Source organism: Enterobacter sp. DC1 (assembly GCF_000568075.1).
Lineage (GTDB): Bacteria > Pseudomonadota > Gammaproteobacteria > Enterobacterales > Enterobacteriaceae > Enterobacter > Enterobacter asburiae.
Map to the genome: position 1 here is coordinate 75,737 of NZ_AZUA01000007.1, position 16,073 is coordinate 91,809.

At 52.7% G+C, this 16,073-nt stretch carries 15 protein-coding genes; 11 read left to right on the forward strand and 4 right to left on the reverse strand.

Going from position 1 to position 16,073, the window contains the following annotated elements; genetic code table 11:
- The first annotated feature begins 1 nt into the window (after window position 1).
- Window positions 2-934, forward strand: coding sequence for a divergent polysaccharide deacetylase family protein (locus P346_RS04470; RefSeq protein WP_032661881.1), 933 nt, complete (start codon window positions 2-4; stop codon window positions 932-934).
- Between the two features lie 3 nt (window positions 935-937).
- On the opposite strand, the gene P346_RS04465 is transcribed toward P346_RS04470, so the two are convergent.
- Window positions 938-1,738 (reverse strand): glycosyltransferase family 2 protein, encoded by an 801-nt coding sequence (locus tag P346_RS04465; protein WP_032661885.1) that lies wholly within the window; start codon window positions 1,736-1,738, stop codon window positions 938-940.
- A 205-nt stretch (window positions 1,739-1,943) separates the two neighbouring features.
- On the opposite strand from P346_RS04465, the gene P346_RS04460 reads away from it, so the two are divergent.
- Together P346_RS04460 and P346_RS04455 are read left to right on the forward strand one after the other, a co-directional pair.
- A complete protein-coding gene (locus tag P346_RS04460; protein ID WP_032661887.1) occupies window positions 1,944-3,149 on the forward strand; it encodes a glycosyltransferase in 1,206 nt (401 codons plus the stop codon).
- A 15-nt stretch (window positions 3,150-3,164) separates the two neighbouring features.
- Window positions 3,165-4,079: a hypothetical protein gene (locus P346_RS04455; protein ID WP_032661890.1), complete on the forward strand. Its 915-nt coding sequence runs from the start codon at window positions 3,165-3,167 to the stop codon at window positions 4,077-4,079.
- 27 nt (window positions 4,080-4,106) lie between these two features.
- On the opposite strand, the gene tdh is transcribed toward P346_RS04455, so the two are convergent.
- Both tdh and kbl read right to left on the reverse strand, forming a co-directional pair.
- Window positions 4,107-5,135: an L-threonine 3-dehydrogenase gene (tdh, locus tag P346_RS04450; RefSeq protein ID WP_023309906.1), complete on the reverse strand. Its 1,029-nt coding sequence runs from the start codon at window positions 5,133-5,135 to the stop codon at window positions 4,107-4,109.
- A gap of 9 nt (window positions 5,136-5,144) precedes the next feature.
- Window positions 5,145-6,341, reverse strand: coding sequence for a glycine C-acetyltransferase (gene kbl, locus P346_RS04445; RefSeq protein ID WP_032661893.1), 1,197 nt, complete (start codon window positions 6,339-6,341; stop codon window positions 5,145-5,147).
- Window positions 6,342-6,556: 215 nt separating this feature from the next.
- Between kbl and rfaD the strand changes: the two genes are divergently transcribed.
- The 6 genes from rfaD to P346_RS04415 are packed head-to-tail and all read left to right on the forward strand — an operon-like array spanning window position 6,557 to window position 12,745.
- Window positions 6,557-7,489, forward strand: coding sequence for an ADP-glyceromanno-heptose 6-epimerase (rfaD, locus tag P346_RS04440; protein WP_032661895.1), 933 nt, complete (start codon window positions 6,557-6,559; stop codon window positions 7,487-7,489).
- 2 nt (window positions 7,490-7,491) lie between these two features.
- Entirely contained in the window at window positions 7,492-8,538 is a 1,047-nt protein-coding gene (gene rfaF / locus P346_RS04435; protein ID WP_032661897.1) for an ADP-heptose--LPS heptosyltransferase RfaF, read from the forward strand.
- Window positions 8,539-8,541: 3 nt separating this feature from the next.
- On the forward strand, window positions 8,542-9,525 hold the full coding sequence (gene rfaC, locus P346_RS04430) for a lipopolysaccharide heptosyltransferase RfaC (protein ID WP_032661899.1): 984 nt from the start codon (window positions 8,542-8,544) through the stop codon (window positions 9,523-9,525).
- A gap of 3 nt (window positions 9,526-9,528) precedes the next feature.
- A complete protein-coding gene (locus tag P346_RS04425) occupies window positions 9,529-10,629 on the forward strand; it encodes a glycosyltransferase family 9 protein (protein ID WP_032661902.1) in 1,101 nt (366 codons plus the stop codon).
- A gap of 5 nt (window positions 10,630-10,634) precedes the next feature.
- Entirely contained in the window at window positions 10,635-11,543 is a 909-nt protein-coding gene (locus tag P346_RS04420; RefSeq protein WP_032661905.1) for a glycosyltransferase family 2 protein, read from the forward strand.
- Window positions 11,531-12,745 carry an O-antigen ligase family protein gene (locus tag P346_RS04415; RefSeq protein ID WP_032661908.1) on the forward strand — a complete coding sequence of 405 codons (1,215 nt, stop codon included), beginning with the start codon at window positions 11,531-11,533 and terminating at the stop codon, window positions 12,743-12,745. Before P346_RS04420 ends, P346_RS04415 begins: the two co-directional genes overlap by 13 nt.
- A 24-nt stretch (window positions 12,746-12,769) precedes the next feature.
- On the opposite strand, the gene P346_RS04410 is transcribed toward P346_RS04415, so the two are convergent.
- Entirely contained in the window at window positions 12,770-13,726 is a 957-nt protein-coding gene (locus P346_RS04410; RefSeq protein WP_032661911.1) for a polysaccharide deacetylase family protein, read from the reverse strand.
- Between the two features lie 150 nt (window positions 13,727-13,876).
- Between P346_RS04410 and rfaQ the strand changes: the two genes are divergently transcribed.
- The gene (gene rfaQ, locus P346_RS04405) at window positions 13,877-14,947 is read left to right on the forward strand and encodes a putative lipopolysaccharide heptosyltransferase III (RefSeq protein ID WP_084492169.1); all 1,071 of its coding nucleotides are present in this window, start codon (window positions 13,877-13,879) and stop codon (window positions 14,945-14,947) included.
- The gene (locus tag P346_RS04400) at window positions 14,944-16,071 is read left to right on the forward strand and encodes a glycosyltransferase family 4 protein (RefSeq protein WP_032661913.1); all 1,128 of its coding nucleotides are present in this window, start codon (window positions 14,944-14,946) and stop codon (window positions 16,069-16,071) included. Before rfaQ ends, P346_RS04400 begins: the two co-directional genes overlap by 4 nt.
- The last annotated feature ends 2 nt before the right edge of the window (window positions 16,072-16,073 follow it).

Here is a 16,073-nt window from a genome sequence, read left to right on the forward strand (position 1 = left end):
TTTGCTTCAATTTCGTCGAATGGTTTTCTCCGTCGTCAGCGCGCTGGCGCTGGCTGCACCGGTATATGCAGGTAAACTCGCTATCGTGATTGATGACTTCGGTTATCGTCCACACTATGAAAATCAGGTGCTGACGATGCCGTCGGCCATCTCTGTCGCCGTCCTTCCGAATGCCCCCCACGCGCGCGAAATGGCGACCAAAGCCCATAACAGCGGTCATCAGGTGCTGATTCACCTGCCCATGGCACCGCTCAGCAAGCAGCCGCTGGAAAAAGATACCCTGCGCCCGGATATGAGCAGCGAGGAGATCGAGCGCATCATCCGCGACGCCTACAACAAAGTGCCGTATGCCGTAGGGCTGAACAACCATATGGGCAGCGCGATGACATCAAGCCTGTACGGGATGCTCAAAGTGATGCAGGCGCTGGAACGCTACAACCTCTACTTCCTCGACAGCATGACCATCGGCAACAGCCAGGCGATGCGTGCCGCTCAGGGAACGGGTGTAAAGGTGATTAAGCGTAAGGTGTTCCTGGACGATACCCAGAACGAAGCCGATATCCGCATGCAGTTTAATCGCGCGGTACAGCTGGCCCGCCGCAATGGCTCAGCCATCGCCATCGGTCACCCGCACCCGTCTACCGTTCGCGTCCTGCAGCAGATGCTGCCGACCTTGCCTGCCGATATCACGCTGGTGCGTCCGAGCGATCTGCTGAACGAGCCGCAGGTGGATACCTCCACACCGAATTCTGCGCAGCCCGTCCCGACAGCGCCGCGTAATCCGTTCCGAGGCGTGAAGCGCTGTGTACCTAAGCAACCGCTTGAACCGGTCTATGCGACCCGCTTCTTCTCCGTCATCGGAGACAGCATCAGCAACAGCACGCTGGTGAAATACGTCCAGCAGCAGTGGCAGGGATGGGGTAAGAAAGCCTGACGCTTATTTCGCAATCTGAGAGTCCGTCTGCTCGTTGGCAACGGGCTCTTTTTTTTCCTGAAATTGATACCAGGATTTGAAATACTTCAAAAAGCTATAGGCTGTGGCGTACAGCCCCGTCGCCACCCCTACTTTGCCCTTACGCCAGGCGCCGCTAAACAGATACCATTTGAAAAAAGCCCCGATGGCGCTGATTACGCCGCGCCCGATAGAGGGCCGTATTTTTTGATGTTGAACCAGACGGGTTGTATAACAATTTAATTTGTTAAAAAGCTCATGCAGCGTGGGAAACGTATCATGTTTTACATAGCCCGGAATACGTTCACAACAGAGAAAGCCTTCGACCTGATCGTCTACCGGTCGGTTATTAAATCGGGACTGTTTACGGTTAAAAAGACGCACAGGATAATCGGGTGATGAAACAGGATAAATCGTCCGGACCTCTTCACCCAGAACAAACCAGTGGCGGCATATTCGCCATGCCATTCCGGGGTCTGGCTCATCGCCTGCTTTTAACGTTAAAACGGCATTAACCGTTTCCTGGTCAAGAATTTCGTCGCTGTCGATGCACAGGACCCAGTCATGGCTGGCTAAGGATATGGCATAGTTCATCTGCTCGCCATGCCAGCCAAATTTTTTATAGACAGGTAGCAGTCCAAAACTTTCACAAATATATCGTGTTTTGTCCGTACTGCCTGAATCAACGACAACGACCTCATCCGCTATTTTCAAAAGGGGCGGAATAACATCGTGCAATAATCTTTCAGAATTAAACGTTAATAAGCAGACCGTTATTTTAAACATTTTCCCACTCTCAATAGCAGCCTAAATTAATATTATGAATACTATATAAATGAGTAGAGACGATTAAAGTCCAGAATCACACTTTCCAAATAAGCACGCTTGAAATTTTGTCTAATCCTGAAGCGCCATAAAATAGAAAAATCTATTTTATTTCAGCAGATTCTTTATAATGCAGTCAGATGAAGGGTAGCACACGGATTCAGACATGCCGCACAAAAGTAAAATTCTCCTCCTGGATACGGGTAAAGAATGGGGGGGAGGCACCAACAGTATGCTTGAGCTCCTGAAGCGAATTAATCGCGATAAATTCGATATTACCTGTTGTTTTTACAGTGATTATAGTCGTGCTGAAGGTGAGACGATTGGCCAGGTGCTCAACGGTATCGGGATCCCGCTCATCGTGATCCCTCAACGTCCGCAGCCGCTCTGGGCCAAATTGCTGAAGGAAGCGGGACGTAGCCTGCTGTTTTTCTCACGCGGCGCCCGCAAGGCATTGACGCGTCACGTGGATATCATGTGGCGCATCAGGCCTAACGTCAGCAAAATTGAAACCCTTTTCACGCAGGGCGGTTTCGATACGCTCTATATGAATAACCAGCCGGGCTCAAATGAGGAAGGCTATCTCGCGGCGGCAAAGCTGCAGGCGCGGTTGATCCAGCACTGCCGCATTGAGCCTGTTTTGACCCCGCCGCTGGTAAAGCTGGTGAATGCCCATGCCACAAAAATCATCGCGGTCTCGCACGGCGTTGAACGCGTGTTGCTTCAGCATGGCGTCCGGCCCGAACTGTGTACGACGGTCAATAATGCCATCGACATCCACCAGCCTTTACCTGACCGACGCGCGATGCGCCAGCGCCTGAACATTGATGACGACACGTTTGTGTTCGGCAGTATCGGGTCGTTAATCCCTCGCAAAGCCAACCACCACACGCTGGAGGCGCTGGCACAGTTCAGCCAGAAGCATCCCCAGGCGAAATGGAAAATGGTGCTGGTCGGCGAAGGTGCCGAGCGTCGCGCTTTAACAGAACAGGCCCGAACGCTGGGAATTGAAAACCACGTCATCTTCACCGGTTTTCAGAATACCCCATTTGATTACCTCGCTACGTTTGACGCCTTTATTCTGGCTTCAAAAAGCGAAGGGCTGCCGCGCGTGGTGCTGGAAGCGATGCTTCTCAATATCCCCGTTATTGGCTCTCAGGTGACCGGCACAGCGGAATTGATTGACCATGATTCGACAGGGCTGCTCTTCCCCTGGAGCGATGTTTCACAACTTGCACAGCATCTGGACAATATCTGGGCAGACGCGGAGTTGCGGGCTCGACTGGCTGCGGCTGCATACCAGAACGTCTGTCATACCTATGCCATCGAAAACTATGTCAGCGGTGTTGAAGCCGTGTTTGGCGCGCACTAACCAAACGAGATAACTATGTTTAAATTTCTTAATGCTCGCTATCGTCATATCACCGGGCGACACAATATTCCTTACAGCTCTCTGCCCGTGACGGGCGCGCTTGCTGCGGTGGATTCTATTGTGATTCCGTGTACCGGCGCGGATTTCGTCGAAGAAGCATTACTCTCTGCCACCTTCGCGGAACGCTATGCCACCGGGGTGAGCGAAATCGTCATCGTCAGCGATCAGCCTGAATCCGCCTTTGGGGTGCTGCCGCCGAAAACACGCGTAGTGACGCTTAACCTGCCGGTTCGTGAGGAAGGTTACCGCTATAAGCAAATCTATCTCAGCCGTCTGGTGAAGCTTAACGCCCCGCTGCAGGCGCGCGGTGAAGGCGTATTGATGATCGATTCCGATCTCAACTTGCTGAAAATGCCAGAGATCAACATGGCCGACATGCACATCTACTCCAGCTTCCGCCAAGGCAAAATGATTGCCAAGCTGGACGGTGCGCCAGCGGAGAAAGTGCCGGCATATTACAAAGAGACGGTGCGCCCGTATCTGGTCGATCACGTTAACGGCGCGTTTCTTGCGGCAACTAAAAAGACCTGGCGCCGCATCTGCCCGCTGTGGCTGACGCTGTTCCAGGATACCTGGGAGCTGATGGACGACACGCAGCCGCCGACCGATCAGCTGCCGCTCGCCGCGCTGCTGGACATGCTGGATCTAAAAACGGTTAACCTGGGCGACTGGATGAACTGGCCGGTCTCCAAGAAGATCGGCGGTCAGGAAGCCGTTGTGCCGAAAGAGGTGATTGGCGCGCACGGCGGTTTCCCTCTCTCCGAATGGCAGAAGTATCTTGAATCGCCGGATAACAAACTGCTGTTCAAAGGTCAGGACTACACCCGCAAGGTGCGTTACCTGACGGACGAAGAGAAAAAGAATCAATGAAAAAAGGGGCCTCAGGCCCCTTTTTGATTACTTATCCCAGCTCAGGATCACTTTCCCTGACTGGCCGGAACGCATCGCGTCGAAGCCCTGCTGGAACTCATCGATGGAGAAACGGTGAGTAATAATCGGGGACAGATCCAGACCGGACTGGATCAGCGCCGCCATCTTGTACCAGGTCTCGAACATCTCGCGGCCATAGATGCCCTTGATGAACAGCCCTTTGAAGATGACCTTGTTCCAGTCGATAGACATATCTGACGGCGGGATCCCCAGCATCGCGATACGGCCACCGTGGTTCATGGTGTCGAGCATGGTGCGGAATGCCGGTGGCGCACCGGACATCTCCAGACCCACGTCAAAGCCTTCGGTCATGCCCAGCTCTTCCATCACGTCGGTCAGGCTCTCTTTCGAGACATCCACCGCGCGGGTGACGCCCATTTTGCGCGCCAGCGACAGACGGTATTCGTTCACGTCGGTGATCACAACGTTGCGCGCGCCCACGTGCTTCGCCACGGCAGCCGCCATAATGCCGATAGGGCCCGCGCCGGAGACCAGCACGTCTTCACCGACCAGGTCGAAGGAGAGCGCCGTGTGCACCGCGTTGCCGAACGGGTCGAAGATGGAGGCCAGATCGTCAGAGATATTGTCCGGGATTTTGAACGCGTTAAACGCCGGGATCACCAGGTATTCCGCGAAGCAGCCCGGACGGTTTACGCCCACGCCAATGGTATTACGGCACAGGTGCGTACGCCCGCCGCGGCAGTTACGGCAGTGACCGCAGGTAATATGGCCTTCACCGGAGACGCGGTCACCAATCTGGAAGCCTTTTACTTCCTGGCCGATACCCACCACTTCGCCGACATATTCGTGACCGACAACCATCGGTACCGGAATGGTTTTCTGCGACCACTGGTCCCAGTTGTAGATGTGAACGTCAGTACCGCAGATGGCGGTTTTACGAATTTTGATCAGCAGATCGTTATGACCGACTTCCGGCTCCGGCACGTCGGTCATCCAAATCCCTTCTTCCGCTTTCAGTTTGGATAACGCTTTCATCACACGTCCTCAGGCAATTACGCCCAGCTGTTTGCCGATGCGGGTGAAGGCTTCCACCGCACGTTCAATTTGTTCAGGCGTATGCGCCGCAGACATCTGGGTGCGGATACGCGCCTGACCTTTTGGCACCACCGGGAAGAAGAACCCGGTGACGTAAATCCCTTCTTTCTGCAGCTCGCGGGCAAATTGCTGCGCAACGACCGCATCGCCCAGCATCACCGGAATGATCGCGTGGTCAGCACCTGCCAGGGTGAAGCCTGCGGCGCTCATTTTTTCACGGAACAGACGGGCGTTGGACCACAGGCGGTCGCGCAGCTCAGCGCCGGACTCCACCATCTCCAGCACTTTGATAGACGCAGAAACAATGGCCGGCGCCAGGGAGTTGGAGAACAGATACGGACGGGAGCGCTGGCGCAGCCACTCAACCACCTCTTTACGCGCGGCGGTATAGCCGCCGGACGCGCCGCCGAGCGCTTTGCCCAGCGTACCGGTGATGATGTCCACGCGGCCCATCACGTCACAGTATTCGTGGGAACCGCGGCCGTTTTCGCCGACAAAACCGACCGCGTGAGAGTCATCGACCATCACCAGCGCATCGTATTTATCCGCCAGGTCGCACACGCCCTTCAGGTTGGCGATCACGCCGTCCATGGAGAACACGCCGTCGGTGGCGATCAGCACGTGGCGAGCGCCCGCTTCACGAGCCTCTTTCAGGCGCGCTTCCAGCTCAACCATGTCGTTGTTGGCGTAGCGGAAACGCTTCGCTTTGCACAGGCGTACGCCGTCGATGATGGAGGCGTGGTTCAGGGCGTCGGAGATAATCGCATCTTCTGCGCCAAGCAGGGTCTCAAACAGACCGCCGTTGGCATCAAAGCAGGAGGAGTACAGAATCGCGTCTTCCATTCCGAGGAAGCTCGCCAGCTTTTGCTCAAGCTGCTTGTGGCTGTCCTGCGTACCGCAGATAAAGCGTACGGAGGCCATGCCGAAACCGTGGGTGTCCATGCCGTTTTTTGCAGCGGCAATCAGCTCAGGGTGATTCGCAAGACCTAAGTAGTTGTTCGCACAAAAGTTGATCACATGGCTGCCGTCGGCAACGGTGATGTCCGCCTGCTGGGCAGACGTGATAATACGCTCTTCCTTGAACAACCCTTCCGCACGTGCGGTGTCGAGGTCGCTGTTTAACTGTTTGTAAAAATCACCACGCATTGCAATTCTCCAGACTCGGCAAATTTCGGGACATATTACCCAAACCTATAGTTCATGACGAGATGACACGTCATCTCTTGTCGTTTTTGCAGCATAAATCACGCGTACCCCTGCGCTGTGAAGGTGAATGGCTGAAGGGCAGCCATACTAATGATATGATAGAGACATTAGCGTCCGGGATTGTCCCCGGGCTCCACACTTCAAAGGTTACAGTTATGATCATCGTTACCGGCGGCGCGGGCTTTATCGGCAGCAATATTGTTAAGGCTCTCAATGACAAAGGCATCACCGACATCCTGGTGGTTGACAACCTGAAAGACGGCACCAAGTTCGTCAACCTGGTGGATCTGAACATCGCTGACTACATGGATAAAGAAGACTTCCTTATCCAGATTATGGCAGGTGAAGAGTTCGGCGAGATCGAAGCCATCTTCCACGAAGGTGCGTGTTCTTCCACCACCGAGTGGGACGGTAAGTACATGATGGACAATAACTATCAGTACTCAAAAGAGATCCTGCACTACTGCCTGGAGCGTGAAATTCCGTTCCTGTACGCCTCCTCCGCGGCAACCTACGGCGGCCGCACCTCTGACTTTATCGAGTCCCGCAAGTACGAGCAGCCGCTGAACGTCTACGGTTATTCAAAATTCCTGTTCGACGAATACGTGCGTCAGGTTCTGCCAGAAGCAAACTCGCAGATCGTCGGCTTCCGCTACTTCAACGTCTACGGACCGCGCGAAGGCCACAAAGGCAGCATGGCGAGCGTGGCGTTCCACCTGAACACCCAGCTGAACAACGGCGAAAGCCCGAAACTGTTCGAAGGCAGCGACGGCTTTAAGCGCGACTTCGTTTACGTGGGCGACGTTGCCGCAGTGAACCTGTGGTTCTGGGAAAACGGCGTATCTGGCATCTTCAACCTGGGTACGGGCCGCGCGGAGTCCTTCCAGGCGGTGGCTGACGCAACGCTGGCGTACCACAAAAAAGGCAGCATCGAGTACATTCCGTTCCCTGACAAGCTGAAAGGCCGTTATCAGGCGTTCACCCAGGCCGATCTGACCAACCTGCGCGCCGCAGGCTACGACAAGCCGTTCAAGACCGTTGCCGAAGGCGTAACGGAATATATGGCCTGGCTGAACCGCGACGCGTAAGTATGAAGATTCTGGTGATCGGCCCGTCATGGGTGGGCGACATGATGATGTCGCAAAGTCTCTATCGCACGCTCAAGGCGCGTTATCCCCAGGCGATAATCGACGTGATGGCACCCGCGTGGTGCCGTCCGCTGTTGTCGCGTATGCCGGAAGTGAACGAGGCGATCCCGATGCCGCTTGGCCACGGGGCGCTGGAAATTGGCGAACGCCGCAAGCTCGGCCATAGCCTGCGCGAGAAGCGCTACGATCGGGCGTATGTCCTGCCAAACTCCTTTAAATCCGCCCTGGTGCCCTTTTTTGCGGGTATTCCACATCGCACCGGCTGGCGCGGTGAAATGCGCTACGGTCTGCTGAACGATGCGCGGGTGCTGGATAAAGAGGCCTGGCCGCTGATGGTGGAGCGCTATGTGGCGCTGGCCTACGACAAAGGCGTGATGCGCAGTGCGAAAGATCTGCCGCAGCCGCTGCTCTGGCCACAGCTTCAGGTTAACGACGGTGAAAAATCCCAGACCTGTAACGCGTTTGGTCTTTCGTCTGAACGCCCGATGATTGGCTTCTGCCCCGGCGCCGAGTTCGGCCCGGCAAAACGCTGGCCGCACTATCACTATGCGGAACTGGCGAAACAGCTGATTGACGAAGGCTACCAGATTGTCCTGTTCGGTTCGGCAAAGGACCACGAGGCAGGCAACGAAATTCTCGCGACGCTCAGTAATGAACAGCAGGCCTGGTGCCGCAACCTGGCGGGAGAAACGCAGCTTGAACAGGCGGTTATTCTGATTGCCGCCTGTAAGGCCGTGGTCAGCAACGATTCGGGCCTGATGCACGTCGCTGCCGCGCTCAACCGCCCGCTGGTCGCGCTGTATGGCCCAAGCAGCCCGGACTTCACGCCCCCGCTTTCTCACAAAGCGCGCGTCATCCGCCTGATCACCGGCTACCATAAAGTTCGCAAGGGCGATGCCGCAGAAGGCTATCATCAGAGCCTGATCGACATTACGCCAGAGCGCGTTCTCGAAGAGCTTAACGAACTGCTGTTGAGCGAAGAAGGATAACGAATGCGGGTACTGATCGTTAAAACTTCTTCGATGGGCGATGTTCTGCATACGCTCCCGTCACTGACGGACGCCATGCGGGCCGTTCCCGGCATTCGTTTTGACTGGGTAGTGGAAGAAGGCTTCGCGCAGATCCCCACCTGGCATGAAGCGGTTGACTGCGTGATCCCGGTGGCGATTCGCCGCTGGCGCAAAGCGTGGTTCTCCGCGCCGATTAAAGCCGAACGCAAAGCCTTCCGCGAGGCAGTGCAGGCACAGCGTTACGACGCGATTATCGACGCCCAGGGGCTGGTGAAAAGCGCCGCGCTGGTCACGCGTCTGGCACACGGCGTAAAGCACGGCATGGACTGGCACACCGCCCGCGAACCGCTGGCAAGCCTGTTCTATAATCGTCGCCACCACATCGCAAAGCAACAGCACGCCGTCGAACGTACCCGCGAGCTGTTTGCAAAAAGCCTGGGCTACGCGAAACCGGAAACCCAGGGCGACTACGCCATTGCGCAGCACTTTTTGCGCAATACAGATCCCTGTGCTCAGCCTTATCTTGTCTTCCTGCATGCCACAACGCGCGACGATAAACACTGGCCGGAATCGCACTGGCGAAGCCTGATTGAACTAATGCAACCCACCGGCATCCATATTAAACTGCCCTGGGGCGCTGAACATGAGCGGCAGCGTGCAGAGCGTCTGGCAGCAGGCTTTTCGCACGTTGAGGTATTGCCGAAACTCACGCTGGCGCAGGTTGCAGCGCAGCTGGCGGGAGCGAATGCTGTTGTTTCCGTTGATACAGGTTTAAGCCATTTAACCGCGGCGCTGGATCGTCCGAATATTACGATTTTTGGTCCGACCGATCCTGGATTGATCGGGGGTTACGGCAAAAACCAGCATCAGATGGTCAGCCCGACCCAGCAAACGAAGGATATCAGCGCAGATGCTATTTTTTCATTTTTACAGGGCAGCCGTTGGCTTTCCAACAGGGATATCTAACGCATGAGTTACGTATTTCTGCTGATTTTACTCTTTCCGGTGAAGCTTATCCGGAAGCTGTTCCGCAAAGAGACAGGTAAAAACCTGGTCATTCAGACAGCAAAAATCGGCGATTTTGTTAATGCAACGCCCCTTCTGGCATACCTGCAAAAAAGCGACGTGCTCATCAGTCGTAGCGTGGGTGCGCTGGCAAAGCATGATGAGACGATCGATAAGATTTTTTTTATCGAGCAGCATAAGCGTAACCTGTGGCGAAAGCTGGTCTTTGCCTGCCGGATCATGAACCGCTATGACAATGTCTATCTGCTGCAACCCAACAGCGTGAACCTCTTTTTCGCCTCCGTGTGTAACGCTAAAAACAAACAGTCTTTAAGCACTTACACGCGCAGATGGTATCACGGTATTTTCTATGCAACGGCAGACGGCACTGTTGAACACGGCAGAAAGACGCTGTCGGTCACGAACTATCTCAAACTGGCCGATCGCACCTTAACCTGGAAAGACTCGCCAAAGCACGCCACAAAGCCACTTTTCAAACCGGCGACCTATCCGGCAATCCTCGATAAACCCGGCGTGATCCGCATTGGCATCAGCGTAGCCGCCGGTAATAAAGCGAAAACCGTTCCGCCTGTCATCTGGAAGCAAATTGCCGATCGTCTCGCCGACCTGCCCTGCGAATTTTATGTATTTGGCGCCCCGAATGAACAATCGTGGATGGATGATATCACCCGCGCTTATGGTGAACTGCCAAATTTCATTAATCTGATTGGCAAAATCTCGCTTGAAGAGCTGCCGTGGGCCATTTCTAAAATGGATTGCTACATCGCGTCAGACTCGGGGAATGTCTACATCGCCGATGCGGTGGGCGTGCCGGTCATCTTACTGTTCGGGCCGTGCTGCCACTACGAGCAGCGTCCGCTTGGCAACGTGTTGCTGATTGGCAACGATGCCAATATATGCTCGTATGTTTTTGAAACCCGATATTACTTCTCACAGAGCCGGGAAGAACTCTTCGCGGTAACAGACGAATCGCTGGACGAACTCAAACATTTCATTTGCGGGCTGCCAACAGCAAATTCTTCCTTTGATGCTCAGGGAAACTGATTACTATGGCTTTTCTCAGCATCCTTATTGCCGCACACAACGCCGAAAACACCCTTCGCGCCACGCTGGAAAGTCTGCAAAACGCGATTGAGAATGCAGGTGATGATGTAGAAGTCATTATCTTTAATGACAGTTCCAATGATGCCACTCAGGATATTATTGAAACGTGGTTACCAAAGCTTCCAAATGCGCAATCCCGATACGTTGAGTACCGTAACGTAGGTCATGTTCGGAACAGTGCCCTCTCGCTGGCCTCAGGTGAATACATCACCATGCTGGATAGCGATGACCAATTGAAACCGGGCAGCATCAGGGACGCCGTGGCTTTTCTCAAAACAGAGCGCCCTGATATGCTCCTGACGCGCCTGCTGGAAATTCGCGACACAAAAAAAATTACAGCCGACTGGCAAGGGTTCTCTCCGGTTGCTTTGTCGCAATATGAGGCAATAAAGCGATTCCTGCAGCACAAAGATTTTCAGGCACATCTCATCGGGCAATTTATTCATCGGGAATTGTATGTAAATAACCCGATCCCTTCGATGGTTTGCTATGAAGATTTCGCCGTATTTCCCGGCATGCTGATGCAAGCGAGTAAGATAGTCTATCAGCGTCAGGGACACTATTATTACATCAAACGTAACGATAGTTTGTCGAGCCGACTCGATGCCAGTAAAATCGCAGCGCTTATTGAATGTACTTTACAAATGGAAAAAGCATTCCCAATATTATTCAAACATCTTATTAATTGTCATTGGTTTGATATCTACAGTAACCACCGGCAACATCTGACCGAGATGCAACTCAACCTGGTTATGCCGCGGGTAAAAGAACTTTATTCTTTCTCTTTTTTCTTCTCCAGAGATGTACGTTTCAGCTACAAAAAAAGGGTCATTGAGGCATTATGGAAAAAGTAAAACTGCGGCTTTACCAGCTTACGCTGATTTTGAGCCTTATTTCGCTTGCGCTGGCACTGCTGAGTTCAGGTAAGCAGCGAGAGTTTTTCTATATTGCAATTTATGCCAGCATTATTGGCTTAGCGTGCGAATATAAAAAAATTACATTACGCCCATTTTCTATCGCGTTCCCGATTTTGCTGATAGGAGTTACTAACCTTATTTGGTACATGGTGTATGAGTATCATAGTGAAGGTCTTAACGCTTACAGCGATTATCTTGGCGCAAGTAAGAAGTTAATTTTAGCGAGTGCCCTCGTCCTCTACCTTGACCGTTTTAAATTTTACGTCAATAAATATTCATTTCAGAAGCTGTTCTTATATTTTGCAGGCGTCGGGTTCGTACTAGCCACTGCCTATGGTTTATGGCAGGCATCACAGGGTATGACACGTATTGAGATGGCCATTAATCGTGCGACCGTGTCGGCATATGTTTACTCAGTCTTATCACTGGCTTTCATATATAGTCTTTTTCTTCAGAAAAATACTAAGCTGTATTTTATCGCTGGCCTCACTATTTTAATCTCCTGGTATATCATACTGCTGACAGGCACACGTGCCGCAATGGGTTTGTATTTGCTTCTGGCGATAGTACTGACACTCTACCACTTCAGAAGAATTCATCTTAAATCGACACTAATATTCTTATGTATTGTGGCGGGTATTGCTATCGTAAGCTACAAGCCGTTAATTTCCCCCAAGATAACGCAAGCACAAGTTGAAGTTGAGAAATATCAAAGTGGCGTTGACGGTACCTCCCTTGGCTCGCGTTTTACCATGTGGAACGTGGGCATTCAGAATGGGCTTAAGCATCCGCTCGGACAATCACTGGAAAATCGTTATAACTGGACACAGCGTTATATTAATGAGGGACATCCTAGTTTAATCACTGCACTCGGCTATTTAAAAGTACATCTACATAATGAGTTTATTGAAAAATACTCTCTGCAGGGGATCCCCGGCCTGGCGATATTATTCTTTTTCTATATATCGATGATCGCTTACGCGCTTAAAAACAGAAATGGCCTGCTGTTGACGACCATGCTCCTTTTATTACTCTATGGCCTGACTGACGTCATACTGTTGAGTTCAGAAGCCTTAATCTTCTTTGTCACCGTGTTTGCGCTGAGTACACCTTTCTCGCAAACCAGACAACGACAATAAGTGATAATGCCCGCGTCGCGGGCATTATTTTTTCTTGTATTGATAAAACTCCGCCAGCGTCAACCCCACCGTCTTATCGGACAACCAGCTAAAGAGCGTTTCTAAATCCTGATACAGCCCTTCGATCGCCGCCTCATCTTTAAACGTGGGGCTTCCGCCAGGCATAAATTCCGACGAATGAAGCATAAACTCCACGTACTCATTTCCCTGAGACAGGCATTGCTGTGCAACCTGAATCATTTGCGCCGCATTCCCACCGGACGGTCTTAGCCAGTTGACGGAGGGTGAGCGGTATTTACCGCGAAGCCTGTCGTAACCCTGTTTGATCGTGTTCAACCAGGCCGGGTGTTTATACTGAATGCTCATCGGCACTTCAAGTAATGGGCTATTGCCCGCCCGGGAAATATTGTCTAAATCCATGAAATAGGCGTGGTCGGGGAAATGCTGATAATCCGTTCCGCCATTACCCTGCGGAGCGCCCTTCGCGTTGCGCCAGTTCACGCGTGGCGTCACGGAGCAATCAACCTGGTAGCCCAGTTCAACGAGCAATTTTGCGTAGCGACTGTCAAATGCCCAACGTCCGGCACGGTGGCTTAACATTTTGGTCTGGAAAGACTCTTCCAGCAGTCGGGTCATAAACAGCACTTTCTCGCGCATCACCTCATCGGAAAATTCAATCAGATAAGGCTGCCAGCGCCAGTCATCTCCCGTGAGATCGTGTTCCGGCGGGCTATTCCATGCGTGAAGATGCATTCCCACCTCCCCCTGACCGCGGGCGATTACGTCCCTGGCGAATTCGATGAAAACGGGCTCGATCGCCATCTCGTAGTTGGTCAGCCACACGGGCTTAAAGCCGAAACGCTCACAAAGCGCCTGGAAACGCGCCAGATAACGCGCATTTTCCGTTTTAATGACGCGGTGATTTTGCCAGAGATTATCGCCCTCAGTATCAATTGTGATGATAAACGCTGGTTTGTTCATAATGAGTCCGCAAGACAGGAAAGTTAGCGCTATGTTACGCACTCTCCAAAGCGTGAGTAAACCCTTCATGGGAAATTACTGAGATTATGGAGAAAGAGTGCAAGTCGCTATCAGGTCTATTAGAATTGCCATCAGTACAACGCCAATAAGATGATGATGAATAACTTACCTGACACGCCTGATTTGCGCATTTTACTTATCAAACTCCGCCATCATGGCGACATGTTGTTGACCACTCCAGTCATTGATTCGTTACGTCAAAAATGGCCGCAGGCGCAGATTGATGTCCTGCTGTATGAAGAAACGCGCGATATGCTCGCCGCACATCCGGCGATCGGTACAATTTTTGGAATCGATCGTAAATGGAAGCAGCTGGGCACGCTGAAGCATCTTCAAAAAGAGTGGCAGCTGCTGCGTGCATTAAGGAATCAGCATTATCATCTGGTCATTAACCTTGCCGATCAATGGCGTAGCGCAATCGTCACCCGCTTCACCGGTGCACCCGTTCGCCTCGGATTCGCGTTTAACAAACGCAAAAGTGCATTCTGGCGTTTTTGTCACACCGATCTGGTCTCTGTCGACGGCCACAAATCCCTGCATACGGTCGAACAGAATCTCTCCATTTTGACGCCATTACCTGTCGCGCCGCAGCCTGCCGTCACCATGGCCTACGCCGCAGAAGACTGGAATCATGCCCGTCAAAGACTAACGCAAACAGGTGTGGGCGAGCGCTATATCGTGATCCAGCCGACGTCCCGCTGGTTCTTTAAATGCTGGAGCGAAGACAAAATGGCGCAAACCATTACTGCACTGCAGCAGGATGGTCATACGGTTGTGCTCACCGCGGGGCCGGATAAAAAAGAGCTGGCGATGATCGATCGTATTCTCGCTGCCTCGCCGAAGACGGGAGTCGTCTCTCTGGCGGGCCAGCTAACGTTGCGCCAGCTGGCCTCACTCATCGATCATGCGTGTCTTTTTATTGGCGTTGACTCCGTTCCAATGCATATGGCCGCCGCGCTGCAAACGCCCTGCGTGGCATTGTTTGGTCCATCAAAACTGACCTTCTGGTCACCGTGGCAGGTTAAAGGCGAAGTGATCTGGGCCGGCGATTACGGCCCGCTACCCGATCCGGATGGCATTGATACCAAAACGAAAGAACGTTATCTCGACGCCATTCCCGTTGATGCTGTCGTCTCCGCCGCAAGGAGATATCTGTCATGAAAAACCATCGTCTGGCCATTGTTCGCCAAAAATATCGCCCTGATGGCGGAGCGGAACGCTTCGTTTCGCGCGCCCTCACCGCGCTGAGCAATCAGAACCTTGAGCTCAACGTCATAACGCGTGAGTGGCAGGGAGAGAAGCAAGACGACTGGCATATTCACATTTGCAACCCTCAAAAATGGGGTCGCATCAGTCGTGAGCTCGGATTTGCACAGGCCGCGCGCGCGCTGTGGCAGCAACAGCAGTTTGATATTGTTCAAAGCCATGAGCGCATCCCGGGGTGTGATATCTATCGCGCGGGTGATGGGGTGCATCGTCGCTGGCTGCTGCAGCGCGCGCGCATTTTACCTGCCTGGCGTGCGCAAATGCTGATGTATGACCGCTATCACCGCTACGTGATGCGTGCGGAACGGGAAATGTATCAGGCGCCTGAGTTAAAAGCCGTAATCTGCAATGCGGAGATGATCAAACGCGAAATCGTTGAAGACTTTGATATTGACGCAAATAAAATCCATGTGATTTATAATTCTATTGATTCCAGCCGCTTCGTTCCGGCCCAGGAAGCACAGCGTGCGATTTTGCGCCAACAATTTGGTTTGCCAGCCGATGCCGTTGTGTTCTGTTTTGTAGGCTCAGGGTTTGAACGAAAAGGGTTGGCCAGCGCCATACGCGCTATCGCTGGAACATCAGCCTGGCTGATTGTGGTTGGGCAAGATAAAGCAGAACGTCGTTATCGCGACCTCGCCCGTTCGTTAGGCTGCGAGGGGCAAATCCGTTTCCTGGGGATGCAAAAAGAAACTCTGCCTTTTTATCAGCTATCCGATGGTTTACTGTTGCCAACGCTGTATGATCCCTTTCCTAACGTCATTCTTGAAGCAATGGCCTGCGGCTTGCCCGTCATTACTTCAGAGAGTTGCGGTGGTGCAGAGTTTATTCAACAAGGCCAGAATGGATTTTATTGTGACGCACTTGATATCAGTACATTGAAGGAAGCGGTAGCCGCCATCCCTTCACTGGAAAAAAATAACAATATGGGACGGGCGGCACGTGAACGTGTAAAAGACGCCACTCCAGAAAAACTATCAAGTCAGCTTATTACGCTTTATCAAAAATTACTGGATTAAAA